General features: G+C 68.1%; 20 protein-coding genes and 8 pseudogenes. 16 read left to right on the forward strand and 12 right to left on the reverse strand.

What is annotated here, in order from left to right; all coding sequences use genetic code 11:
- Window positions 1–112: 112 nt before the first annotated feature.
- Window positions 113–358, forward strand: a pseudogene (locus ACWEV0_RS00005) (IS5/IS1182 family transposase); the annotation flags it as partial.
- 64 nt (window positions 359–422) lie between these two features.
- Here the strand turns inward: ACWEV0_RS00005 and ACWEV0_RS00010 are convergent.
- Window positions 423–794 (reverse strand): hypothetical protein, encoded by a 372-nt coding sequence (locus ACWEV0_RS00010; protein ID WP_453144925.1) that lies wholly within the window; start codon window positions 792–794, stop codon window positions 423–425.
- A 367-nt stretch (window positions 795–1,161) separates the two neighbouring features.
- Between ACWEV0_RS00010 and ACWEV0_RS00015 the strand changes: the two genes are divergently transcribed.
- Window positions 1,162–1,608: a hypothetical protein gene (locus ACWEV0_RS00015; RefSeq protein WP_453144926.1), complete on the forward strand. Its 447-nt coding sequence runs from the start codon at window positions 1,162–1,164 to the stop codon at window positions 1,606–1,608.
- An 82-nt stretch (window positions 1,609–1,690) separates the two neighbouring features.
- Window positions 1,691–2,235, forward strand: a pseudogene (locus tag ACWEV0_RS00020) (IS5 family transposase); the annotation flags it as partial.
- A 3-nt stretch (window positions 2,236–2,238) separates the two neighbouring features.
- On the opposite strand, the gene ACWEV0_RS00025 reads toward ACWEV0_RS00020, so the two are convergent.
- Window positions 2,239–2,589 carry a hypothetical protein gene (locus tag ACWEV0_RS00025; RefSeq protein ID WP_453145272.1) on the reverse strand — a complete coding sequence of 117 codons (351 nt, stop codon included), beginning with the start codon at window positions 2,587–2,589 and terminating at the stop codon, window positions 2,239–2,241.
- 180 nt (window positions 2,590–2,769) lie between these two features.
- Here ACWEV0_RS00025 and ACWEV0_RS00030 point away from each other — a divergent pair, with 180 nt between their 5' ends.
- Complete coding sequence (locus ACWEV0_RS00030) at window positions 2,770–3,180, forward strand: RidA family protein (protein WP_453144927.1); 411 nt, start codon at window positions 2,770–2,772, stop codon at window positions 3,178–3,180.
- Window positions 3,181–3,981: 801 nt separating this feature from the next.
- On the opposite strand, the gene ACWEV0_RS00035 is transcribed toward ACWEV0_RS00030, so the two are convergent.
- Together ACWEV0_RS00035 and ACWEV0_RS00040 are read right to left on the reverse strand one after the other, a co-directional pair.
- Window positions 3,982–4,122, reverse strand: coding sequence for a hypothetical protein (locus ACWEV0_RS00035; RefSeq protein ID WP_453144928.1), 141 nt, complete (start codon window positions 4,120–4,122; stop codon window positions 3,982–3,984).
- Window positions 4,123–4,190: 68 nt separating this feature from the next.
- On the reverse strand, window positions 4,191–4,328 hold the full coding sequence (locus tag ACWEV0_RS00040; RefSeq protein ID WP_453144930.1) for a hypothetical protein: 138 nt from the start codon (window positions 4,326–4,328) through the stop codon (window positions 4,191–4,193).
- 276 nt (window positions 4,329–4,604) lie between these two features.
- Here ACWEV0_RS00040 and ACWEV0_RS00045 point away from each other — a divergent pair, with 276 nt between their 5' ends.
- Window positions 4,605–5,330 carry a dienelactone hydrolase family protein gene (locus ACWEV0_RS00045; RefSeq protein ID WP_453144932.1) on the forward strand — a complete coding sequence of 242 codons (726 nt, stop codon included), beginning with the start codon at window positions 4,605–4,607 and terminating at the stop codon, window positions 5,328–5,330.
- A 19-nt stretch (window positions 5,331–5,349) separates the two neighbouring features.
- On the opposite strand, the gene ACWEV0_RS00050 is transcribed toward ACWEV0_RS00045, so the two are convergent.
- Window positions 5,350–5,526: a hypothetical protein gene (locus tag ACWEV0_RS00050; protein WP_453145273.1), complete on the reverse strand. Its 177-nt coding sequence runs from the start codon at window positions 5,524–5,526 to the stop codon at window positions 5,350–5,352.
- 296 nt (window positions 5,527–5,822) lie between these two features.
- Here ACWEV0_RS00050 and ACWEV0_RS00055 point away from each other — a divergent pair, with 296 nt between their 5' ends.
- The 6 genes and pseudogenes from ACWEV0_RS00055 to ACWEV0_RS00080 form a co-directional block, all read left to right on the forward strand.
- Window positions 5,823–6,185, forward strand: coding sequence for a helix-turn-helix transcriptional regulator (locus ACWEV0_RS00055; protein WP_453144934.1), 363 nt, complete (start codon window positions 5,823–5,825; stop codon window positions 6,183–6,185).
- A 91-nt stretch (window positions 6,186–6,276) separates the two neighbouring features.
- Window positions 6,277–6,633: pseudogene (locus tag ACWEV0_RS00060) on the forward strand (STAS domain-containing protein); the annotation flags it as partial.
- Between the two features lie 69 nt (window positions 6,634–6,702).
- On the forward strand, window positions 6,703–7,914 hold the full coding sequence (locus ACWEV0_RS00065; protein ID WP_453145255.1) for a PP2C family protein-serine/threonine phosphatase: 1,212 nt from the start codon (window positions 6,703–6,705) through the stop codon (window positions 7,912–7,914).
- Between the two features lie 499 nt (window positions 7,915–8,413).
- Window positions 8,414–8,809, forward strand: coding sequence for a hypothetical protein (locus ACWEV0_RS00070; RefSeq protein ID WP_453144936.1), 396 nt, complete (start codon window positions 8,414–8,416; stop codon window positions 8,807–8,809).
- A 399-nt stretch (window positions 8,810–9,208) separates the two neighbouring features.
- Window positions 9,209–9,544 carry a hypothetical protein gene (locus tag ACWEV0_RS00075; RefSeq protein ID WP_453144938.1) on the forward strand — a complete coding sequence of 112 codons (336 nt, stop codon included), beginning with the start codon at window positions 9,209–9,211 and terminating at the stop codon, window positions 9,542–9,544.
- 758 nt (window positions 9,545–10,302) lie between these two features.
- Window positions 10,303–10,446 (forward strand): annotated as a pseudogene (locus ACWEV0_RS00080) (IS5/IS1182 family transposase); the annotation flags it as partial.
- A gap of 69 nt (window positions 10,447–10,515) precedes the next feature.
- Here the strand turns inward: ACWEV0_RS00080 and ACWEV0_RS00085 are convergent.
- Together ACWEV0_RS00085 and ACWEV0_RS00090 are read right to left on the reverse strand one after the other, a co-directional pair.
- Window positions 10,516–10,994 (reverse strand): annotated as a pseudogene (locus ACWEV0_RS00085) (HIT family protein).
- Window positions 10,995–11,235: 241 nt separating this feature from the next.
- Window positions 11,236–11,850 (reverse strand): hypothetical protein, encoded by a 615-nt coding sequence (locus ACWEV0_RS00090; RefSeq protein ID WP_453144940.1) that lies wholly within the window; start codon window positions 11,848–11,850, stop codon window positions 11,236–11,238.
- Window positions 11,851–12,472: 622 nt separating this feature from the next.
- On the opposite strand from ACWEV0_RS00090, the gene ACWEV0_RS00095 reads away from it, so the two are divergent.
- Together ACWEV0_RS00095 and ACWEV0_RS00100 are read left to right on the forward strand one after the other, a co-directional pair.
- The gene (locus tag ACWEV0_RS00095) at window positions 12,473–13,651 is read left to right on the forward strand and encodes a Cmx/CmrA family chloramphenicol efflux MFS transporter (protein WP_453144942.1); all 1,179 of its coding nucleotides are present in this window, start codon (window positions 12,473–12,475) and stop codon (window positions 13,649–13,651) included.
- Window positions 13,648–13,890 (forward strand): annotated as a pseudogene (locus tag ACWEV0_RS00100) (helix-turn-helix domain-containing protein); the annotation flags it as partial. The gene ACWEV0_RS00095 and the pseudogene ACWEV0_RS00100, both read left to right, overlap by 4 nt.
- A 255-nt stretch (window positions 13,891–14,145) precedes the next feature.
- On the opposite strand, the pseudogene ACWEV0_RS00105 reads toward ACWEV0_RS00100, so the two are convergent.
- Window positions 14,146–15,065: pseudogene (locus ACWEV0_RS00105) on the reverse strand (oxidoreductase).
- Between the two features lie 79 nt (window positions 15,066–15,144).
- On the opposite strand from ACWEV0_RS00105, the gene ACWEV0_RS00110 reads away from it, so the two are divergent.
- Window positions 15,145–15,738 carry a TetR/AcrR family transcriptional regulator gene (locus ACWEV0_RS00110; protein WP_453144944.1) on the forward strand — a complete coding sequence of 198 codons (594 nt, stop codon included), beginning with the start codon at window positions 15,145–15,147 and terminating at the stop codon, window positions 15,736–15,738.
- Between the two features lie 580 nt (window positions 15,739–16,318).
- Here the strand turns inward: ACWEV0_RS00110 and ACWEV0_RS00115 are convergent.
- Together ACWEV0_RS00115 and ACWEV0_RS00120 are read right to left on the reverse strand one after the other, a co-directional pair.
- Window positions 16,319–16,717 (reverse strand): hypothetical protein, encoded by a 399-nt coding sequence (locus tag ACWEV0_RS00115; protein WP_453145274.1) that lies wholly within the window; start codon window positions 16,715–16,717, stop codon window positions 16,319–16,321.
- Between the two features lie 231 nt (window positions 16,718–16,948).
- Window positions 16,949–17,362 carry a nuclear transport factor 2 family protein gene (locus ACWEV0_RS00120; protein WP_453144945.1) on the reverse strand — a complete coding sequence of 138 codons (414 nt, stop codon included), beginning with the start codon at window positions 17,360–17,362 and terminating at the stop codon, window positions 16,949–16,951.
- Window positions 17,363–18,089: 727 nt separating this feature from the next.
- Between ACWEV0_RS00120 and ACWEV0_RS00125 the strand changes: the two are divergent.
- Window positions 18,090–18,392, forward strand: a pseudogene (locus tag ACWEV0_RS00125) (IS701 family transposase); the annotation flags it as partial.
- Window positions 18,393–18,996: 604 nt separating this feature from the next.
- Here ACWEV0_RS00125 and ACWEV0_RS00130 read toward each other — a convergent pair.
- On the reverse strand, window positions 18,997–20,463 hold the full coding sequence (locus tag ACWEV0_RS00130) for a pyridoxal phosphate-dependent decarboxylase family protein (protein ID WP_453145256.1): 1,467 nt from the start codon (window positions 20,461–20,463) through the stop codon (window positions 18,997–18,999).
- Window positions 20,464–21,554: 1,091 nt separating this feature from the next.
- Here ACWEV0_RS00130 and ACWEV0_RS00135 point away from each other — a divergent pair.
- On the forward strand, window positions 21,555–22,163 hold the full coding sequence (locus tag ACWEV0_RS00135) for a DUF5317 family protein (protein WP_453144947.1): 609 nt from the start codon (window positions 21,555–21,557) through the stop codon (window positions 22,161–22,163).
- Window positions 22,164–22,313: 150 nt separating this feature from the next.
- Here ACWEV0_RS00135 and ACWEV0_RS00140 read toward each other — a convergent pair whose 3' ends face one another.
- Window positions 22,314–22,796, reverse strand: coding sequence for an RICIN domain-containing protein (locus tag ACWEV0_RS00140; protein ID WP_453144948.1), 483 nt, complete (start codon window positions 22,794–22,796; stop codon window positions 22,314–22,316).
- Between the last annotated feature and the right edge of the window lie 14 nt (window positions 22,797–22,810).

The raw sequence follows: 22,810 nt of genomic DNA on the forward strand, positions 1-22,810 counted from the left end.
GTCGGTGAGCACGTACCAGAAGAAGAAGCCGACGGCGAAGACGGCGCCGAGGGCGGCGACCACCCACTTCTTCCGGTACATCTGCCAAAAGAAACGACGTCTTAGATCCCCCTATGACTACCTGCGGCGGTGGCTACGTCAGCGCGGGATCTGCCATCGCATTGTCCGGCAAGGGTGGCGAATCCTCGCACGACCTGGGCGCCATCTCTGGGTCGTCGCAAGGACCGTGTCCTGGCTGGCCGGCTGCCGCCGACGGCTCCACCGCCGCTACGAACGCAAGGCCGAACACTTCCTTGCCTTCGTCGGCATAGCCGCGGTCCTCATTGGCTGTCGGCGTCTCGTCCGAATGCCCAGGTGACCTCTGCACGGACCGAAGGGAGGCCCCACGGCTCGACAGCCCCGGTGACCAGGTCGGCAAGGAACTAAACCATCCCTCCGGTGTAGTGCCACCACCCACCGTTGCGTGAAGCGACGGTGACCGCCCATTCCCCGGGTCCGGCAGGGCTGGTTGACCACAGAAAGAAGTCGCCCTGAAGAGAGGTCGCCCAAGGAAGCAAACCGCCTGGTGAGGGATACGGGCACAGCGGGACGGCGAGCTCCGCGTCCTCGCACCACTCGGCGACGATCTCCAGATCGTCGCGGACGCCTTGCACCCAAGCCTGCTCCTGGCCGGGGACCGGCGTGACAGCCCGGAGGAAGTCACCCAGGTCGAACGCCGGATAAAGGCTGCACAGCAGCTTGAAGTCTGCAGGGAGGGCCATGCCCAGCTCAGTCTCCACCACGCCCCAGTCCACGCTGGCCAACATAGGCAGCTGATGTGCGGCAAGGCCGGGCACAGCCCGTTCCAGATAGGCGACCGACTCCGACGGTTCTGTCAGTCGGAGCCGCGGTGCCTGAGTCCCAATGAGGTCGTCCACCCACTCAGATTCTCAGGCCCGCCGCGCACGGCGTCTCCGGGTTCCGAGAGCCAAAAGAGACAACCTCTAAGAGGAGGCGCCGCTCAGGAGCCGATTCCGCAGGCACCACGATGAGGAGTTGCTGAGGCGCTGACAATCAGTGCCAGGGCCCGCAAGGGGACCAGGGTCAGCCGTCGTCTGGGGCGCGCCCTCGCACGGGTGACAATCTGTGCCCCGGGGACCGCTATGCCCTATCTCTGGACTTGTGATCAACCTCGGCGCCGAAGCCGAGGGCATCCACCAGCTCCCGCATGACGACTTCAGCGCGAAGGCGCTCGACCACCAAGGACCATACGTGAACGTGCGTAGGAAGATCACCGTGCTGGCCATGGCCACCGCGCTGACAGCCGGCCTGGCCGCGATCGGTTTCCCGGCATCGGCTGCGGAATGCGGTGTCCGCTCAGACGGCCGACTGTACTGCGGCAACAAGGCCGGGGCCAAAGGGTATGCCGACCGCTCCTACCGTTCGGCGACCCGTGGCCAGCTCAACGGCACCTTCAGCTGGTTCCAGTGCTGGGGCCACGGCGACCCCCACCCGGGTGGCAATGACATCTGGTACTGGACCCAGCTCGACAACGGGGCCTGGGGCAACGTGCCTGCTGTCGATGTCAGCACCGGCCAGGACCCGGCCCCCGGTCTGCAGGAATGCTGAGTGACGGCACCGACAAGCCGCTCTGCACCGGCTGCGTCGCCCCAGGCCGTGCCCGTAAAGTCGATGACTCGTTGCTCCGTTCGTGGTGCGTCGACATGAACTGACTGACGAATCGTGGGCGTTGATCGCTCCGTTGCTGGCGCCGGGCCGGATGGGCAGACCTGTGCGGGACCGGCGCCAGGTCGTGAACGGGATCCTGTGGAAACTGTCCACCGGGGCCGCCTGGCGTGACCTCCCGGAGCGTTACGGGCCGTGGAAGACGATCTACGAACGCTTCCGGCACTGGTCGGCCGACGGGACGTGGGACCGGCTGCTGGCGCATGTCCAGCAGCACTCCGACGCGATCGGGCAGGTGCACTGGACGATCGCGTGCCTCGACTCGACCACCGTGCGGGCGCATCAGCACGCGGCCGGGGCCCGAAAAGGCGGCCCGGGGAAGGCGAAGCGCTCGGCCGGTCACACGGCGGCCTGACCAGCAAAATCCACGTCGCCTGCGACGGCCACGGCCGGCCACTCGCGTTCACGATCCCCGGCGGGAACGTGAACGACTGCACCCAGCTCGAAGCCGTCATGGACCGGATCCGTATCGCGCGTACGGGTAACACAGAGCAGCCCACTCGCTGTCCTCGATCACCGTGCCTGGGTAGTTGGTAGCAGCTCCGGAACGGTGCTGGCGCAGGCGCCGATGACGATGAGCGTGACCTGCTGCTCGGGCGCTAGACAGGCCGAGACCTCCGGCATGCAGTAATGACGCCGGTGTGCGTCTTCCGCGTGGTCGTGGAGACATCCGAGGCGCCGCCATAGCGTGTGGTCGTCGCGCTCCTCAGGGTCCAGGCTGCACGTCGCGTCCTCGACCGCGTCGGCGAACGGGCCGCTGAGCCAGCTGCCGGACGACACAGGCAGGGACCGGATCCAGGCCGCCGCGTGACTGCCGGCCGTCTCCGCGCGGGCCAGCGCCCCCTCCTCACCGGACCACGGCATCCGCGGTTCCGGTCCGGCTCCGGCTCGACATCAAGAGGGGGCAGGTGGGGAAGAGAGACATACCCGGCTGGCTGGATGGGCCTGACCGTGGTTGGCGGCGAGGAAATGCGAAGGCGGTAACTGGCGGCGTGTTGTCAGGATGTCCGAGCTCAACACCCGATGGGAAAGGACCCGACGGCTATGGCGCGTGCCATCACGTTGATCCGCTCTGCCTCCCTGTCCGACGTCGCCGAGTATGCCTACGCGGCCACGGCGCCCGCCGAGTCACGCCTGGTCTTCCTCGCCGGGGCGTGTCCACTGAACGAGGACGGTTCCACGGCAGCGATCGGTGATTACGCGGGTCAAGCCATGAAGGCCCTCGAAAACATGAAGGCTGCCCTCGCCGCCTCGGGCGCGTCGCTCCAGGACGTCATCAGTACAAGGGTTCTCGTCGCGTCGGCACGGCGAGAGGACCTGGTGGCTGCCTGGGAGGTAGTCCGAGACTCGTTCGGCGACCACGACGTCCCGAGCACGTTGATGGGCGTCACCGTGCTCGGCTACAAGGACCAGCTCGTCGAGATCGAGGCCATCGCCGCCGTGCTCGATTCCTGAGCCCGCTGCACGCTGGGCGGCGGCGTGATCAGCAGCCTCCAGCAAGGGCATCCCGATGCCGAGCCGGCAAGAGATCCAGTGCCTCCCGAACTCAGGTTCTGGCTCACATTCTGTGGTCCATCCACGCTGCGTGACCGTTGATCTTTGCCGTACCTCCCGCCAGATCGTCTTGAAACGACCAGGGCTGCCGTGCGGTGCCCGAGAGTTCGGGGCCGTGAACGATGCGCTGCTCTGGTTGGAAGAGCTTCGGTTCTTGTCGGACCACGAGGTCGCGGTGACGTCCGCGGAGGAGGACGGCGAGGCGATCTGGATCGGCGTCATACGCAGGTCTGCCGGTGCCGAACGTCCTGACTCCGGAAGGTGGTCGACTCGGATCCACGGGTCCTACCTGCGGTTTCCGGCGGACCTACCCAGTACAGGGGGCGTGTGGTGTGGCGCTTGCAGGTCCGTCGGTTCGCCTGCCGTGCCCCCGCGTGCGGACGGAAGGGGTTCGTTGAGCAGTCCCGGGGCTGACCCGCCGCCATGGCAGATTGACCGAGCACCGCGCTCAGCCTTGGCCGAGGTGGGCCCAACTTTGGCTGGCCGCGCCGGCGGCCTTGCGAAGATTCTCGGCGTTTCCGTCAGCCGGGGCACGGTGCTGCGACTGGTCGAAGCGATGCGTGTCTCGCCACCGGTCCTGTCTGCGAGCGCCGTTCGCCCTGCCTGGTTCCCAGGCCACGCCGGCGCCGGCTCCCGAAGCTGGTGCTCGCCCGGACCGAAGGGGTACGGGTTCGCCGATCGAACCGCGAAAAGCACTGAGCTTCACTGTGGACAGCAGCTCGCCGGTGCGCGGGAGGCGGGCGGTGAGGTCGTGCCGGCGAACGCGCCGTCGGGGATGCGCAGCGCGAGCCGGTCGCGGTGCAGGACGTGGAGCACGTCGAGGATGTGCCCGGTACCGCGCACCGGGCGGAACATCCAGGAGATGTGCGCGGTGTCATCCGGCCGTGCGTAGGTGAGCAGGTCGCCGAACTTCAGCGCAGACGCTCAAGCGGGTGTAGGCGGCTGGAAGTGCCAGACCCCTCCTCGAAGACGACCGGGTCCTCGATCCCGGCCTCGTCCAGGACGCGGTTCTGCCGGGCTGTCAACTGCTGGTCGGTCGGCACACGCATGTAGACGAGACTGGCCACGCTGCTCCCCGCTCCTGTCGGCGCATCGGACCTCGTGTCATCTAGCCCTGTCGCCAATCGCCATCGGGCTCATCGGGTCGGAGCCGTCGTCAGACCCCTGAATCACAGGGCTCCTTGGACGCACGCCACCGCTGTCGTCATTCGATCGTTTGACGACAGGCTGCCGACGCGTCCGGGTGATGCAGTCGAGACAGGCTGCTGTCTGCCATCGGTGAACACCACCCCGAGCGGACGCAACGGTCATTACCGTCCAGTCGCATGACGACGGTCACAACCCGTACGGTCGTATACCCGGCCGACAACCTGACGATGATCGGATACCTCGCGCTCCCGGCCGGTGCCGAGCGCCGGCCCGCAGTCCTCATCGGCCCCGAGGGGATGGGGCTCAGCGATGTCGAGCGCCGGCGGGCCGAGGCTCTGGCCGAGCTGGGGTACGTGGCCCTGGCCTTCGACCTCCACGGGGGACGCTATTTGGAAGACCCAGGGGAAATGTTGGCCCGTTGCATGCCGCTGCTCGCCGATCCCGACCGCATGCGAGGAATCGGTCACGCCGCGCTCAACGTGTTGCGTGCCGAACCACGGGCCGACCCCGACCGGATCGCCGCCGTCGGCTACGGCACCGGGGGCGCAGTCGCACTGGAACTCGGCCGCGATGGCGTCGACCTGCGTGCGATCGGGACAGTCAACGGACTGACCACGGGCCGACCGGGCGAGGCGGCACGCATTCGCTGCCCGGTATGGGCCGGGGTCGGCTCGGAAGACCCGATCATGCCGCCCGCGCAACGGGAGGCGTTCACCGCAGAGATGCAGGCCGCGGGCGTCGACTGGCGCCTCGTGGTCTACGGAGGGGCCCTTCACGCCTTCCACCACCCACCGGTCGACCACACCGTGCCTCCCGGCGTCGGCTACCACCCACGGCACGCACAGCGAGCCTGGCGTGACATCGTCGCCCTGCTCGCCGAGTGCCTGCCCGTCACGGATTGATCCGATCGGCTCCTGATACTCACTCCTGCCCTCCGTCCTCTTCTTCGTCCAGTTCTGGGGCGTCCGGGTCGCGCAGCGGGCGCAGGGCGCCGGCGGCCGGGACGCCGGCTGTGAAGCTGTAGCGGCCGAGCAGGTTCAGGTTGCGGTGCTTGCGCGGCGACAGGCGGCCGATGTCCCCGTCTCGGATCTCGTGCATCATTTTCGTTTTGCCCGAGCACACCCCGGACGGACCAGTCAGCGTGATGGAGGACTCAGATCACTGGAACCCCGGCCCCCACCCGCCCCACCTCCGGGGTGACGGCACCCGTGGTGCCACCGTGCCCCTGCTTCACAGCAGCCACGCTCTCCGCTAGCTGGCTGCCGGCGACTGCTGACGGTCACGCCGGGACCAGCAGCGCGCCTCCAGACCGCGCGGCGCCCTGTTGAGGTGCGTCGCAGGATTTCGGGTTCCGGTCTGGCGTAACCGGAATCACAAATCGTATAATTTCGGGCATGGAGCAGGTTGAGCCTCGGACCAGCTGGACGTTCGTCACGAACCACGCCCGGATCCTCGCCATGATCCTTCGCGATCCTGAGATCCGGCTGCGTGACATGGCTGACGGCTGCGGGCTCACGGAACGGGCGGCCGGGGCCATCGTCGGCGATCTGGAGAACGCCGGATACCTCACCCGGGTACGTCACGGCCGGCGCAACCACTACCAGGTCGCGTCCGGGACCCTCTTCCGCCACCCGGCCGAGGGTCACCACGAGGTCGCGAACCTTCTGCGCCTGTTGCTCGACCTCGACCCCCGGGCCGGAGCGACCGGCCACCCTTCCACGGATGGTGACCACCGTGAGCGTCAACCGCACGGCTGACCCGCGCACCGGCGCGGGACATGGGCCCACCGTGCCGCCGCCCCCCGCCAGGCCTTCTTCCCGAGGTATCGGGGCGTGAAGGGAGCAGGTAATGTCCCCTCTTCCCGACCGGCTGCCCGTCAGCGCGGCGGAGCACATCAGCGGCACCGTGCACCCTTCCGTCGTCGGTGTGGTCTTCGCGCCGGGGCCGCAGCGGGTGCTGGCCCGCGTGCGCGGCGAGATCGACATGGAAGACGGCGACGGGCTGCGCGGGGACCTCATCGCGGCTCTGGAATCCAGCCGCGACGGCCTCGACGTGGACCTGTCTGCCGTCACCTTCTGCGACACCACCGGTCTGCACATCCTGCTCGACCTGCACCGGCTGGCCCTTCAGGCCGGGAAATCGCTGGTGCTGACCGCCCTCAGCCGCCCGGTCGCCCGCCTGCTGCGCCTGAGCGGGGTGCAGCACGTGCTGACCGTCCGCTCCTGGCCAACGCCCGCCCGGCAGGAAAGCGCGCCCGTCTTCCGGGAGGCCGCTGTGTCGAGTGATCAGATCGGGCTGGGCGAGGTACTGGCAGCAGCTGAGGGCGCCGCGCCGGTGCGCTCCCTGGATGTGGTGGCGCGCAATCTGCGCGACCGGTTCGATGCCAGGTACGTGTCGTTCCTGTTCGTCGACATCGTCGGCCGACGCCTGCTGCGGGTCCACGACACCACGGCCGAGCCGGGACGGCAGCCTGCCGAGCAGGTCCCGCTGGCGGGCAGCAGCATCTACGACGACGTGCTGCGCAGCCAGAAGCTGGTGGTGGCCGAAGACGGCCAGGACGGGCAGCGGGTGCTGGCCCCAGTCACCAACCGCGGCGACACCATAGGTGTCTTGGAGCTGTTCCTCGCGCAGGCCACCCCGGAGGTACGCACGCAGGTCCAAGACGCCGCGCACGCGCTGGCGTACATCATCGTCACCGACCGCCGCTTCACCGACCTCTACCACTGGGGCAACCGCACCGGCCCGGTCAGCCTCTCCGCGGAGATTCAGCGCCAGCTCCTGCCCTCCGCCTCCTGCTGCGAGGCCCCCGAGTTCACCCTGGCCGGCGCTTTGGTCCCGGCCTCCGACATCGCCGGCGACACCTACGACTACAGCCTTGACACCCGCACGCTGCACCTGTCGATCACCGACGCCATGGGCCACGACGTCAGCGCGTCCCTCATGGCCACCCTCATGGTCAACGCCTCCCGCGGCGCCCGCCGCGCCGGCGCCGACCTCGCAGAACAGGCCCGCCAGACCCACCAAGCCCTCCTCGACCACGGCCACCGCAGCATCGCCACCGGACAACTCCTGCGCATCGCCCTGGACGGAACCCACGCCCGGCTCATCAACGCAGGCCACCCCTGGCCCTACCTCATGCGCGCCGGCACGGTCACCGAACTGCAGCTGGCTGTGAACATGCCCTTCGGGATCCCCCAGCAGGGCGCCTACCAGGTCCAAGACCTCGACCTGCGCCCCGGCGACCGGCTCCTGCTCCACACCGACGGCATGCAGGAACGCGACGCCGTGGTGGTGGACCTGCCCGCCCTCCTGCGCAAGACCGAAGCCGAACACCCCCGCGAGGTCGTGCGCACCCTGGTCGGCGCGGTCACCGACGCCTACGGCGGCCGTCCGCCGAAGGACGACGCCACCGTCCTGTGCCTGGACTGGAAAGGTCCCCAATCCCCTGCCCCGAGCTCGCCGCCGGCCCGGTCGACCCGCCGATGAGCTGGATCTGGGGCCATGGCGACGGCAGAGCGTTCTCGGAACGGCGGCACGGGCTCGATGGTGAACGGGTCCGCGGTGCCGGTGAGTTCCAGCAGGCACAGGAAGGATCCCAGTACTCCAGTCGTAGATCGTGATCTTGCCGGCTGAGGCTGGGCGCTTCGGCTGATCCGTGGGCTCCTGCAGTTGGCCGATCCGATCCGTCCAGGGCCTTCACTGGGGCGACGAGATCCGCTCCCCCGCCCCTCCTGGCCCCCTGCCCCCTGCCCCCTGCCCCCAGCCTCCGTTCCGGGATGCGATGGGGACGAGCCACTGGTGCCTGTTTGGCTTTGTTCATGAGAACGAACAGCAGATGTTCACGACTTCGGGAGGCACCGCCGTCTGGCACCGTTCGATTGCGGCAGCAGTAGTCGTGCTGCAACCTCCGCGGCCGCCGCGCCGACCGTTGCTGCCCTCCGTGCCATCCAACGCAGTTGCGGGAGCCAGATGCGATCCTGCACGCATGAACCATCTCGGCGACACGCGCCTGCGCACCTGGACGCTGCGCTTCATGGCCCTCCTGGCAGCCGACACCCAGGATCAACTTGCCTGGCTGGGCACGCGTGAGCTGGAGACGAAGGACGTCATTGAAGAGGTGGAACTGCTCTGCCGCGTCTCCGAAGGACTCGCGGACCGCGGAGTCTTCGAGCACGAGGATCTGCGCGATCTTCGTGCCATCGGTCGTCGCCTCGACGAGATCGATTCCACCTGCCGCGTCGGCCTCTGGGGCAACGCCCTGACCACAGATCCGGCCTGGAAGGACATACGTTCTCTCGCCCGCCAGTTTCTCCTCACGAGCCTGGGTGATTGGCGCCAGTCCCTGCCACGTCCTGTGGGCCCGCCCACGGGCTACCACTGAGCCGTCCAGGCGGCCCGTCAGGCCTCGGCAGCCGACTCTCCGGTCGAAGCTCAAGCAGTGTTCGAATTCTCGGTGGGCTCTAGTGCCTCCCGAAGTTGTGAACATCTGCTGTTCGTTCTCATAAACAAAGCCACCTGTTCTCATCCGTTGTGCTTCATAGAAACTTGTCGCCTTCGTTCGACTCCACGCACGACAGGAGACCGCCCGGTGCGGGTTGCGGCCTGCAGACCGATCGATGCCGAGCCAGCTGACCGCCGGTACGCGTCGGCCTTGCGGCCTGTCCAGCGGATCACGGCCGGGGCCGACTGAGTACGTGCCCGCCCGAAGTTGAGCGGTCGTACCCATGCCCGGGGCGCCCCGGAGATGAACATGGGCTTTCCTTGACTGCAGGAGCCGACCATGGACCCCGATACGTACGTCAAGCTCTATGGCCCCGGCCGGCCGGCGTCGCAGCGCCGTGGGACCGGCGTCGCCTTGATGGCGGGTGTCTTGTGGGCGGTTTCTCTCCTGCTGTTGGGGTGTCTGGGGTTCCTGGCGATGTGGGCAGAGGCCGACAGGGGGCCGACCGAGGGGATGCCGCTCCGATGGGTGCTGATCTGCCTCGCCATCGCAGCCGTACCGAGCGGCCTGCTCTGCATACCGGTCGTACGTCGCCTGTCCGTCCCCGCCCGCATGCTCGTCACCGGCCTCGCGATCTGTTCGATCGTGGTCGGCCTTGCGTTCCGGATGGCCTAGAGCGGTTAGAGAAGGTCGTGATCAGTGGTCCTCGGCGCGAAGCCAAGCCTCGGTCCGCTCATCCGCGCGATCACCGCCCTCACGATCGCAGACGGCCCTGACGGCCCGGACAGCTGGCATCGCGCTCCCGCACACCGAGTGACCGAGCTGATCCGCGACGCCCTTCAGGACGATTCAGGCACGCCAGCCGCTCCCCCCCTGCACCCCTCCATCCACACGATGGGCGTCGCCTCACTGCCCGGAAATTCCGACGATCCGGGACTCCTGGATCAGCTAGGAGGTTTCTTCCGGATCTTGATGCCGCGTGCGGAGTCGGCATCGTGAACCCGCCCGGGACTGCCGGAGCGCGGAAACGACGCGGAGGGGGCGGGTGTGCCACGCTGCGGACGGCAGGCGCGGCGCATGGGACAGAGGTGGGAGGGCAGCAGTGTTCAACATCGCGACCGGGCCTGGCCGGCACGTCTGGTTCACCGAACTCCTCGGCAACGCCATCGGCCGCGTCGAAGCCCTCCTGGGCCGTGGGGGGGCGGCCCGAACGTCACCGGCCCGGCCGACCCCGACGGGTCCAGGCCACGAAAGTCCCCGCCGCTTGCCGCCCTGCGGCACCGGGACACCCCGGGGGCGGCCTCGTTCTGCCGCTGACCACACATCTGGGCCCGGCCTGGACCACCCGGTTCCCCTAGCGCGCTCGGAGTTGAGGACGGGCTCCAGCCCGTCCGGCGGCTCCCATGGGATCTCCTGAAACGATCTCGGGTCCACGTATCGCCCGCAAGGGCATCGAGACATCGCAGCGGCTAGGCCGCCACCGCTGGACCATGGAGCGCACCATGGCTCGGATCGCCGGCTGCTGCGGTCTCCACCGCTGCTACGAGCGCAAAGCCGAACACTTCGTGCCCAGCACCGCCTGCACGCCCATTCGACCGTCACTGGTCACGGGGCTCGTCGACCGTCCGGTCGGCGGGCCCGCACCGTCAGGCCTTCGGAGCCAACCGGTCCAGTTCGCTGCCGATGGCATCCCGCAGCACATCGTGCTGTGGGCCGAGCTTGAACTGCTCGTCACCCCACCGTTCACGCGGATACAGCCACACCGGCTTGCCCACCAGCTCCGCGGGTTCCCACTCGAACCGCGGCCAGACATGGGCATGCAGGAACGGGTCCGTGTTGCCGAGGATCTCCAGGTTGACCCGGCGGAAATCCGGGTCCAGCTGGCGGCAGACTCGTTCAACCGCTTCTCCGAGTCGGTCCATGCCGAAGAGAAACGACAGCCGCTGGCTCTCGGCAGGTCAGTCAGCCGTTGCACACCCGGCTCGTCCACGAGGAGAACGGAGTACCCGGACTGGAACTGAACGTCGCCGATCACCGCGAATCCAGACTCAAGCCGCCGCAACGCGGTCGGATTCTCGCCCCGCAGAGCAGCTCCGATCCGATCCATCCGCCACTCACCAGGCATAGCCCGACCCTACCCACAGGCGATAAGACCTGCTCTTCGCTCCCCACCGTTCACTGTCCTACCCTGCCCTGCCCTCGCTTCGATCGGCGAGGTTGAAGGCCAAGACGGGTCTCACGGGCGCATTGCGCTCTTCCCTCCAGATCGGCGGTTCACTCTGCCCGCGCTCGCGACGGTGCGGGAGGACCAGGGCCGGCGCCTCGACCGTCGGCGATCACGGTGGGGCGGCAATTCAGCTGCAGGATCACGCGGCTGCAGCAGGCGGTGCGGAAATTCCTCGCCATGTTGTGAGGCGCGACGTCTCAGCCGTACGGCGAAGGGCCGGCATACCATCGTGGAACGGTGCGCCGCACCTGCGCGATTGGGGTCCGAACGAACGCGCCCACTCGGTGAAATAGCCCGCCGCATCGGCGAGGAGGCCAGCCGCACCTGAGTGGTTGTACAGCGTGGCCCTTCCGTCCCGGACAGGGACGACGACCTGGTTGGCGACTGTACGACCGGCAGCTACGTTCGAGGTCGCCGGACGCGGTGTCCCGTAGGGGTAAGCCGACACGTACGTCGACGCGATCGCGTTCGTGACCGTCACGTTAACGACGATGGCGGACACGCCGGTGGCCGGTACCCCGCCCCGGCCCGCGACCTGAAGGTTCACGATCTTGCCCGCATCGATCTTGGTCTTGAGCGCTCCCACCCCGGCGACGGTGTTCAGGATCCGGGCCGGGGCAGCCGGGGCCACGTCCTTGAACCGGTCGCCCTGCCCGGCCGTGTTGGTGAAGTACCCTTCCACGTCTGCCAGGAGATCGACCGAACCGGCCTGGTCGTAAAGCGTGATCCTGCCGTCCTCGACCGGGGCGGTCACCGGGCTGGCCACGGTCTGGCCCGCGGTGACGTTCAGGTTCGACGTGGCCGCACGCGGTGTCCCGTACGGGTAGGCCGCAACGTGCGGGGAGTGTCACTGTGCCGCCGGGTCCGGCCTGCGCCTTCGGTGCGCCGATGCCGTTCACGGTGTTGAGGAGGCGGAGGGGTGGTGCACCGCTCCTTCGGATGCAGGTGCTGGGTACGGCTCCGCCCCGATGCCGTTCAGCACACGCCAGCTCGCTGGTCAGGCGGGCTTGCGGATGATGCGTTCGCAGATGGCCTCGGTTTCGGCTTCGTGCGGACGTCGAGACGGCGGTTGATGAGCAGGAGAGTCTCGTAGGCGGAGGTGACGCCTTGGTTGTTGCGGGACATGAGGTTGGTGACGGGGGCCAATGCCGGCGAAACGAGGTGTTTCGACGGGCATCGGTCAGGTAGCGTGCGAACCATGTCGAGTCCTGAGTCAGACAAGGTGGGGGCTTTCGGTCACGCCGTCAGCCCCCTGAACCACTGAGTTCGTAGCTCCGCCGTCGCGCCGCTTTCTGCGGTGGGCCGAGCGCGCCATCCGGGCTGGCCGCGGTGACGAGATGACCTTCTCGTGCCTCTCCTCACCTCGGAGCCACTCGATGCCTCTCCCGCTGTATTTGCTTGCCGTGGCGGTCTTCGCCATGGGCACCTCGGAGTTCATGCTCGCCGGCCTCTTGCCGGACATCGCCTCAGATCTCGACGTCACAGTCGGGGCAGCAGGCACCCTCACCTCGGCCTTCGCCATCGGCATGGTCGTCGGCGCCCCCCTCGTAGCCGCGCTTGCCCGTAACTGCCCCAGGCGCTCCAGCCTTCTCGCGTTCATCCTCGCTTTCGCGGCAGCCCACGCCATGGGCGCCCTCACCACGAGCTTCCCGGTCTTGTTCGCCAGCCGGGTCGTCGCCGCGCTCGCGTACGCAGGGTTCCTCGCGGTCGCTCTGACGGCTGCCGCCACTCTCGTCTCGCCGGACAAGAAGGGCCGCGCGCTGGCCGTGCTGCTGTCAGGCACCACGGTGGCCACGATCGCCGGTGTCCCTGGTGGGTCGGTACTCGGCACATTGCTCGGCTGGCGCACCACATTCTGGGTCGTCGCCGCACTCTGCCTGCCCGCAGCTCTCGGCATCCTGAAGGGGATCCCGGCGGGACGTGGGCAGGACGAGACGGCCGGCGGGCCAGTCCTGCGAGCGGAGCTCGCCCAGCTCAAAAGGCCCCCGTTGATTTTGGTGATGTTGCTCGGCGCGCTGGTGAACGCGGCAACCTTCGCAAGCTTCACCTTCCTCGCCCCCGTCGTGACCGGCATCGCCGGGCTGGACGAGCTGTGGATCTCTGTCGTTCTGGTGCTCTTCGGCGCCGGTTCCTTCGCCGGGGTCACCGTCGCCGGCCGGTTGTCCGACCAGTGTCCCGGCCTGGTCATCGCGATCGGTGGTCCACTGCTGCTGATCGGCTGGCCGGCCCTCGCGATGCTGGCTGACGAGCCGGTCGTCCTGCTCATCCTGGTGTTCGTGCAGGGCGCGTTGTCGTTCGCGCTGGGCAGCACGCTGATCACGCGGGTGCTCTACGAGGCCGCAGGAGCTCCCACCATGGCCGGCTCGTATGCGACCGCGGCACTCAACGTCGGTGCCGCCGTCGGCCCCCTCATCGCCGCGACCACCCTCAGCGCTGAGGAAGGAAACGTGGGGCCGCTGTGGGCAAGTGGGCTGCTGGTCGCCGTCACGCTGCTCATCGCGTTGCCCTTCCGCACTGTGGTTACGGTCGGCCGAAACGCCGAGGGGGTCCGGTGACGCTCGCGAACGCTCCCTTGAACATCGAGGGACGCCGAAGGCTCGTGGAGCGCTGCCGCAGCCGTCCGATCGCCCATGTGGCGGCCGAGGCCGGTGTCTCCCGCACTTGCCTGTCCAAGTGGAAGAACCGGTACGACACGCACGGCGAGAGGGGGCTGCTGGACCGTTCCAGCGTCCGGCACTGCTCACTGGATCAGATCCCGCCCGAGATCGTCGACCGGATCGAGCAACTGTGGCGGGACAACTGTGGTCCGCCACAGGAGTCCCGACTCCACGTCCGTACCTGAGCGGGATACGGATGCGCACAGGACGGCTGGGGTTGATGAGAACCTGGGAAAACGGCCAGGGATGCTCTTCGTTCCCCACTCGGTTGCCGTCGGCAACGAGGGCCAGGGCCGTCCGTTCGTGGAGTGCGCGGGTCGTGCCGAGCGGTCAAGGTGGCTCACGGGGCCCCGTGAGCCAGACACCAGCCGCGAAGTGGGTCGCGGGTAGCCTCAGCCCCGCACCCTCAGAACGGGTTCCGGAAAGACGGTGCCGGTCAGTTCCTCGGAGATGGTCCACAGGCGGCGGGCGGTGGCCGGGTCGCTGGCCGCCGCCGAGCGGCCGGCCAGGGCGGGCCGCGCATCTCGAACATGCCGTCGGGGCCGACGAAGCTGCCGCCGGGCAGGTCCTGGACGGCCGCGTAGAGTGGGTTGAGCGCGCCCGCCTGGCCGTCCTGGGCGATGAACTTGTTGCCGAGGCGGAAGAAGAGGCGCCGCAGGGTGCTGGCGTCGTTGCCCTGGAGGTTGGTGGCGGCCCAGCCGGGGTGGGCGGCCAGCGCGCGGACGGGCGAGCCGGCAGCGGCGAGCCGTCGCTGGAGCTCCAGGGTGAACAGCAGCATCGCCAGCTTGGACTGGCTGTAGGCGGTCATCGGGTCGTACTCGCCGGTCAGGTCGAGGTTGTCGAAGTGGATGCGAGGGCTGCCCGGGGCCTTATGCGCGGTGGACGACAGGGACACCACACGGCCGGTGATGTGTGGCAGCAGCAGGTTGGTCAGGGCGAAGTGCCCCAGGTAGTTGGTGCCGAACTGCGTCTCGAAGCCGTCCTTGGTGCGGCCCTCGGGGACGTTCATGACGCCGGCGTTGTTGATGAGCAGGTCCAGGTCACCGTGCCAGCCGTCGGCGAACTCGCGCACCGAGGAGAGGTCGGCCAGGTCGAGCTTGCGAACCTCGACGCTGCCGTTCACCGTCGCGGCGGCGGCCTCGCCGCGCTTGGCGTCCCGTACGGCGAGGACGACGTGCGCGCCCGCGGCGGCCAGGGCCGTGGCGGTGGCGAGGCCGAGGCCGCTGTTGGCGCCGGTTACGACGGCGGTGCGGCCGGTCTGGTCGGGGATGTCGGTGGTGTTCCAGGGCTGGGTGTGCGTGTTCTTTGCCATGAGTCCAATGTATGCACTGACCACAATGTATGCAACATTAACAATGTGGGTGTCGCTCACACCCGGCTAGGCTGAGGGCATGACGAACCGCCCGTACCACCACGGAGACCTCCCCGCCGCGCTGCTCGCACGGGCCGAGCAGACGTTGCACGAGAAGGGAGCGGGCGCGCTGTCCCTGCGGGAGCTGGCTCGCGAGATCGGGGTGAGCCCCGCCGCGCCGAGTCGCCACTTCAAGTCCAAGCAGGCACTGCTGGACGCCCTGGCACTAACCGGGTTCGAGCGGCTCGCCGAGGCCATCGAAGCCTCGCAGGAAGGCGCTGGTGAGGCGTTCGCCGACCGACTGGATGCTGCGGCCCGCGCCTACGTGGGCTTCGCCGTGGCCAACGCCGCACTGCTCGACCTGATGTTCTCGGTCAAGCACAGCCCGGAGGCGTCGGAAGCACTGGGAACGACTGCCCACCGGTGGTCTGAGCAGCTCCTGGAGCTGATCAGCGACGGGCAGCACCGGGGCGAGGTGCGCCAGGGGCCGCTGGAGCGTGTGGCCCTGCCGGTCTTCGCTGCGCTGCACGGATACGCCGGACTGGCGGTGAGCGGCATGCTGCCGCCCGAGGTGGCCGAGCACGGCCTGGATGACGTAATCGAGGGCATCGTGCGCCAATGCAGGCCGGAGTAGATCGCCGCGACCACCCCCTCGAAGGCAGCGAGTCCGCCCACAACGCGCGCCTCGCGCTGGGGGGCTTCGCCCACCCGGGACCGTGCGCACCACCCCCGGATCTGGCTGGCTATCGGGCGGCCACTCCGCCGTCGCGCCCGGCCGCAGGTCGGCGCCCTGTGGGTGGGGAATCCAGGTGAGCAGGTCTGTCCACTCCCTGAGCACGGGGTGGGGAAATTCAACGAGCCTCATCAGGGTCGCCATCGCGGCGCAGGCGCGTGCAGCCAGGCTCGAGGTCTTAGCGCTGTGACTGCATAGGTTCACCGGGTTGCTCGTTGTGCTGGTTGGAAGTAGATACTTCCAACCAGCAGGGGAGGCGGGATGGCACCACCGGTGATGATTCGGAGGCTAACGGAACTGGAGGGACAGAAGCTCCAGCGGATCGTGAAGCGGGGCAGCACGAGCTCGGTGCGGTTACGCCCCGCCACCCAGTCCTGGCAACCCAACGACGCTAACGAGCACGCCTCCGCCGCGAGAGAGGCATCCGCTGGGGTGGGCGTCCGCTCCGAGCAGCCGCCTAACCAGTCAGCGCTCCAGACTGTCAGGGCACCAGCGCCGCGTGCAACGCGTCGAACATGTCACGCAGGTCCTGGGTGGGGGTCGGATCGAGTTCCATCTGAAGGTGGCACATGGTGTCGTCCCCGTTGGGGGTCAACCGCACGAAGAGGGCGAATCCGTCCCCAACGGGCTGAGCCTTCAATGCCAGGGGATTATTGCGGCCAGGCGTCACCACAGCCGCGAAGCCCACACCTGACGCCGCGTCCAGATGCGAGAGTATTTGCCCCGCGAAGTCCGCGACTTCAGCATCACTGAGGTTCGCGGCGAAGTCGGCTGTCAGCCGGGAGCACCAGTCGGCACTGACTCGCCAGGTGCCGCCACCGGTCCGAATCAGATCCAGCCACGCATCATCAGTGCCGAGGCGCATATGCGGCTCCTCCATCCCAGCCCTCCGGCATCCACTCGTGGGCTCAAGATCCTATAGCGCGAATCACCGCCGCGGGTTTCGCCGGGCGCATCCAACAGGCCATCGACCCGGAGAGCCTTCCCGCTCAGAGCACTAGTTCACGGCGCATCATCGTAGAAACGCCACACTCCAGTCGGCCATTGCGGAAGCCAAATGACCGGTAGTGACCAGGCCGTCGACGTCGACCCTTTGAAGGCGACAAGAAACTCAGGCGGACGAGACTGTGGACTCCATCATCCTGAACAGGTTGGTGATGTCCTTGTGGAAGGTGAACTCGCGCAGGAGCGTGGTCCAGCGGCCTTCTTGGCACCGCCAGACGAAGTTGTAGAGCACCGGAACTCCCTCCTCGGCCCTGCGCATGATGATCGTCCCATGGCCGTCGTACACGCTGGTGGCCAGAAGACTGACGTCGTCGAGTGACTCACCCACCTTCAGTCCCTGGTCCCGCAGAGCGCGGAAGCGGCCCATGAACTGGTTCTTCGTCAGGGTCACCACCTGGCCTTCTTCGTCGAACCGGATGTTCTCGAATCCAGGGTCGTAGAGGGCATCCAGCGCGTCCACGTCCATGGCCAGGCCGGCGTTCAGGTACTCCCACATACGATCCACGAGCGACTGGTTCACGAACGACTCTCCCTCATCACGGGTCCAAACACAGGGGTTTCATCGGCGGTCGTGGACGGCATGAGCGTTCACGGACGCCACCGGCCCCATCCCCAAGGTCGTGGCCCCCACCAACAGAACGCCGACAGGTCGGTGTCCCCCACCGACAGACGTGCGACAACCTCTGTACTCACACTGCGTACGCGGCCACAGTGTCGACGCCGAGTGCCGTTTGGGGCCTGCGATCTTCTTACCCGCGTCGATGCCCTGCCCCGGGCCGTGTATCTTACTCCAGCCGTAGATCGTGATCTTCATGTCCGTGCCGTGCCGGGCTGGTCACCGGTAGCCTGCAGGCGTGGGTGAGATCTGGGACGAACGGCGGCTGGTCGCGGACGGATTCGAGCATGTATATGCCGAGTTGGAGTGGTACGACGGTCCCCGCGACGGTCTTGTCGACGTCGACGGGGTGCCTCACTACTTCCAGTGCCACGACCTGGACTTCTCCGTTGCACCGGATGAGTACTTCGTGTGGCCAGCGGACGAGACCTTGGTCGCGCTGGAGCGTGAACAGTGGGCGATCTTCGTCGCGTGGAACGACTGCTACGAAGCGGGAACCGCCGGGATCGACCGTCATCCTGGTCAGGGAGGTATCGACCCCCGGTATGACGAGCTGACGGCACAGCTCACCCCACACCGCCAAGTGCCGGCAGATGCGAAGCTGCTGGTTGCCGAGTGGCGGTTCGACGGCAAGGGCCTGGCCGGACTCGACGAACACCAGGTTCGCCGCTTCGGGTCCTGGTCCCGCTGGGTCACCCTCGCCATGCTCGCCCATGCCTTCCTCGCTGTCGTCCGAGCCGACGAGCACAACCGCCAGCCGATACCGCAAGGCCTCATACCGCTCACCTGCAACGAGATCCACCGCCTGTTCATCACCCTCGTCATTCAGCCCACCCACGATGCCGCCCACCGGCTCGACTGGTCCGACTGGCGACGCCGCCACCAGGCCCGATCCAAGACCAGCCATTTCCAGCGGCAAGCCGCTGAGGCATGAAGATCACGATCTACGGCTGGAGTAATCTGGGAAGGTTCTCAGTAGTCACCAGAACTGCGGATGTTCCTGAATGTTCGCCGAATATGGCGGCACCGCCTTTGTCATTCCGCTCGTCAACCAGCTTCGCAGATCGACGTATCGGTCAGCGAAAAGGGGCCCTGCCGTCCGCGGCAGAGGTGACCGAGGGCTGGTCCGGAGCGCGAGAGAGGTGTGCTGTTCCTCGTTCTCCGGCGGGGCTTATTGCAGTGGGTTCCCGGAGTCCGGTGCCGGGGACGACGAGGTTTCGTGTGACCTCGTACAACACAGCCGACAACGCAGCGCGTGCACGCCGACGGCCTTCGCGGTACGGCCGCCCGTCTGCGAAGACAGGTCGGTCTCCTCGCTGGGGCATCCGCGACAGACCATCGGCGGAGGTGACAACTACCCGTGCACTCAGAATCTCCTTCGTATGCATGGAAGGAAGGGGGTCACCGCGACCATTGCGCAAGCACCAACAGTGGTCTCCCATCTGGGACACACCGAAGCTTGGCGATGTTCAGCGCGTTCGGACGGCAGCTGGGGCCAGCGGATGTGGTTTGCCTTCGATGGCGGTGGCGTGCTGACGTCATTGACGGTGTGTCGACTGCTCGTTCGCGGAGTGCGGCCGTCGGTCGTCTGTGTCGGCGGCGCGGAGGACTTCGCGGATCAGCAGGTCGAGGTCGTCCGTGGTGGTGCGGTAGTTGCACAGGCAGGCGCGCAGGACTGTGCAGCCCTGTACGGACACGGTGGCGAGGTAGGCACGTCCGCCGGCCTGGACGCGGTGGGCGACCCGAGCGTGAAGGTCATCCGCGTCGCCGTCAGGGTGGGCGATGCGGAAGCAGGCGACCGGCCAGGGGCCGCCCGCCACCAGTTCCAGCCGGGGGTGGGCGGTGATCTTGTCTCGTAGCTGGTCGGCCAGCGTGAGGTAGTACTCGATCAGGGTGGTGACGCCGGCACGGCCGAGGTGGTGCAGGGTGGCCCACAGGGCGAGGGCCCGGGTGCCGGGGCGGGTCAGCTCGATGGTGGCGTGGGAGAGCCACGGGAGCGCGTCCGGTTCGCCGGCAGTGAGGTAGGACGCGCGGTGGGCGAAGGCCGTGTGCAGGTGCTCTGGGTCCGGGACCAGCAGCGCTCCGCATCCCACCGGCACACTGAGCGTCTTGTGCGGGTCCACGGTCAGCGAGTCGATGTTTCCGACACCCCGGTAAAGGGGGGCCAAGGCCGGGACGGCTGCGCCGAGTCCGCCCCAAGCGCCGTCCGCGTGGTGCCACATCCCAGTACGGCGACACAGGTCGGTGACCGCATCAAGCGGGTCGACTGCGCCGGTGGCCGTGGTGCCCAGGGTGGTGACGGTGCAGAACGGCAGCAGGCCGGCGTCCAGGTCGGCCGTGACCGCGGCACCCAGGGCGGCAGGCTCCAGTCGGTCGTTGTCGTCGGTAGGGATGGGACGCAGCCGGTGGGCGGGCAGACCGATGCAGGCCGCGGCCCTGGCGACGGACATGTGCGCCTGGGCGCTGTAGTAGAGGGTGAGGCGAGCATGGTCACGGTCGTAGGCGGGGCCGTCGCCCGAGCCGCGCCGAGTGAGGAACCAGGTGCGCGCCGTGGCCAGGGCGAGCAGGTTGGCCATGGAACCGCCGCTGGTCAGCACCCCGCCCGTGGTGTCTGGCAGCCCCGTCAGATCGGCGAGCGTTCGCACAGTGCCGCGCTCGATGTCCATCAGGGCGTTCTCGCCCATGCCACAGGTTGCGTTGATGGCACCGGCCAGCAACTCGGCGATGATCCCGGCCGGCGCGGGCGGAGAGTTGACCCAGGCGAAGAAGGCGGGGTGCCCGTTGCCGGTCGGGAAGGGCGCGATCTCCTCGCGCACGAAGTCCAGCACCTCTCCCAGCTCCGCGCCGGCGCGGGGCAGCGGTGCCTCGCGCAGCCGGGCCCGCCGCTGCGCTGACATCCGACGGCTGACCGCGTCGGCCGGGAGGGTGCTCAGGTACTGGGACACCCACTCCGCCGCAGCCACGAGTTCGTCCCGCAGGACCTTCGGGTGGACTCCCGGCGGCATCGGGTCCAAAGCCGGGACGGCTGCGCTGCCAGGAGCCGAAGAGAGCTCACACAAACGGTGGGTCATGACGGCGTTTAGTGCCTTTCGTTGTGGCAAGGCCCCAGGTCAACCACCGAGGACCGTGATCGTAACGAGCGGCCCCGCCAACGGGCACGCGGACGGGCGAAACTCGACGCAGCCATCGGCAACCGGACAAGCAGCTGATCCCCACGTGACAAAGCCGCGACAGAGGCGACCGGGAAGCGAACAGTCCGGCCGTGAGCGCTCGGGACTGTCTCGAAGTGTGATGTGCGTAGCGGTGCGAGGCCATCCGTCATGGCCCACCCGCCAGCCCGCCCTTCAGCCCGTCCAACGCCCCTCGTTGACGCGCTCCGCGTGACAGTGCTCCCACCACGTCGTCGCTGCCCTCGCCGTGAGATGACGACATCAACTGCGAGACCAGACAGGAGCCCAGCCTACGACCACCTGCGCCGATGGCTGCGTCAGCGCGACCTCCGCGACCGCATCTCCCGCAAGGGCATCGAGTCCTCGCAGCGGCTGGGCCGACGTCGGTAAGTGGTCGGAGGAACCGTGTCCTGGCTGGCGGGCTGCCAGTGCTTACATCAGCGGTACGCACGCGAAGCGGGACCCTTCCTCACCTTCGTCGGTTACCGCCGACTGCTCCGGTGAGCCAGTCGGCCGGGCGGGAGGTTCGGCCAGCACCGGTGGTGTCAGTGACGGCTCGTAGGGTGCGCTGGTATTCGACGAGGACCTCCTGAGGGCTGTTCGTGCCGCTGTGAGGAGCTGGTCGCCGAGCTGCAACAGCTCCATCCCGCGGGACGCGTCCTGCGGCAGCAGGTACGGCATGGAGCTGTCCGAAGGTCGCCTTTGCCAAGCACGTACACCGGCACCGCCATGTCAGTTCTGCTTCGGAAGCTCGGTAGTCGGCCCCGGGCGCTTGCGGCCCGCGTCCCGGCTCTGCGACGATCCGCGGCGGTCGCGCAGAGACGTGGCGAGGGCCCGGGGATGCAGGCCGCTTGGATCCTGCGGCGCCAGGTTGCAGTGAGGCGGGGGATGGGCGTGGGGGGACGCGTCACCTTCAGGGCGGGGCCGTGGGCGCAACTGCGCTGATCCTGTTCGGCGGACCGGTTGCCGTCGGAACGGCCGCGGGATATGTCAGCGGTGGCCGGCTGCTGGGCGTGCGGCTGCGACGGCTGTGGCTGCTGTGGCTCGCGGCCGCTGTGCAGGTCGCTCAGTTGGCTACGACCAGTCTTCCCGGCGCTGCCGGACGCTCTCTCAGGGCACCGCTGCTTGCGTTGGCCTTCGCCCTTGCCCTGCTCTGGCTGGGTTTCAACGCTCCGGGCAGACCTTGGCCGTTGAAGACCGGGGTGGGACTGACACTCACGGGTGCCGTTCTCAACGCTCTGGCGATCGCCGTCAACGGCCGGATGCCGTGCAGCCTCTCCTCGGCGACCGCCGCCGGTTTGCGCGCCGGGTCCGAGACTGCCAAGAACGTGCCGGCCGGGCGCAGTACCCATCTGCTCGCCCTGGGCGACACCATCCCTCTTCCGCCTCTGCACGCCGTCGTCAGCATCGGCGACGTGCTCCTGGCGATCGGCGCGGCCCTGCTCGTCGCAACCGCCATGCACCACCCAGCCAACGCCGCTGAAGAAAGGAACCAGCCATGTCCCGCACCCTCACCTGGCAGCGCCTGGCGCTGATCGCGTTCACCCTCGTCTCGGTCGCCGTGCTCCTCTACACCCTCGGCGCCCCCGACTGGACCGGCGGCTGACAGTCGGCTTGGTTCACGCCCTGGTACGGCGCCACGATGCGGCCCGCCGGAGTCCGGCGGGCCGCATCGTGGACCTGGGTCAGTTCCAGGACCACATCTGCCATGCCCCGCCGTTGCAGGGGAACCACATCGCCTGGCGGCTCTGTCCGCCGTCCAGGCACTTGGACGCGTCGTGTGCCCAGCGGAAGCGGTAGTAGGTACGGCCGCCGGCGGAGCCCGCGTACTCGACGGTCCACCTCTGCCAGTCGCCGCCGTTGCACGAGAACAGGCCGGAGCTCTGTCCGCCGTCGAGGCACAGGCCCGCGTTGTCGCGCAGCTGGTAGGTGCTGTCCGTAGTCGGGGCGATGTCCTGCCAGATCTGCACCGGGGAGCCGTTGCAGTCCCAGGTGCTGACCCAGCCGCCGCCCCCGTCAAGACACTGGCTCTTCGCGAAGTTGTACATCTCGCCGTTCCGCCAGGCGGCGTTGGCACTGCCCGCCGTGGCGAAGGTGACGCCGCCGGCGAGCGCGAGCGTGGCGGCGGCCGTGGCGAGGGCCCGTCGGGCAGTTCGGAGCTTGAGCATGGTGCTGGTCTCCT

The sequence above is a fragment of the Streptomyces sp. NPDC003943 genome (assembly GCF_053605265.1).

Coding starts and splice junctions, on each gene's coding strand:
- ACWEV0_RS00025 (WP_453145272.1), bottom strand. CDS start 2,589: ATGCCGTGGTCCGGTGAGGAGGGGGCGCTGGCCCGCGCGGAGACGGCC.
- ACWEV0_RS00030 (WP_453144927.1), top strand. CDS start 2,770: ATGGCGCGTGCCATCACGTTGATCCGCTCTGCCTCCCTGTCCGACGTC.
- ACWEV0_RS00040 (WP_453144930.1), bottom strand. CDS start 4,328: ATGCGTGTGCCGACCGACCAGCAGTTGACAGCCCGGCAGAACCGCGTC.
- ACWEV0_RS00045 (WP_453144932.1), top strand. CDS start 4,605: ATGACGACGGTCACAACCCGTACGGTCGTATACCCGGCCGACAACCTG.
- ACWEV0_RS00050 (WP_453145273.1), bottom strand. CDS start 5,526: ATGCACGAGATCCGAGACGGGGACATCGGCCGCCTGTCGCCGCGCAAG.
- ACWEV0_RS00055 (WP_453144934.1), top strand. CDS start 5,823: ATGGAGCAGGTTGAGCCTCGGACCAGCTGGACGTTCGTCACGAACCAC.
- ACWEV0_RS00070 (WP_453144936.1), top strand. CDS start 8,414: ATGAACCATCTCGGCGACACGCGCCTGCGCACCTGGACGCTGCGCTTC.
- ACWEV0_RS00075 (WP_453144938.1), top strand. CDS start 9,209: ATGGACCCCGATACGTACGTCAAGCTCTATGGCCCCGGCCGGCCGGCG.
- ACWEV0_RS00095 (WP_453144942.1), top strand. CDS start 12,473: ATGCCTCTCCCGCTGTATTTGCTTGCCGTGGCGGTCTTCGCCATGGGC.
- ACWEV0_RS00110 (WP_453144944.1), top strand. CDS start 15,145: ATGACGAACCGCCCGTACCACCACGGAGACCTCCCCGCCGCGCTGCTC.
- ACWEV0_RS00115 (WP_453145274.1), bottom strand. CDS start 16,717: ATGGAGGAGCCGCATATGCGCCTCGGCACTGATGATGCGTGGCTGGAT.
- ACWEV0_RS00130 (WP_453145256.1), bottom strand. CDS start 20,463: ATGCCGCCGGGAGTCCACCCGAAGGTCCTGCGGGACGAACTCGTGGCT.
- ACWEV0_RS00140 (WP_453144948.1), bottom strand. CDS start 22,796: ATGCTCAAGCTCCGAACTGCCCGACGGGCCCTCGCCACGGCCGCCGCC.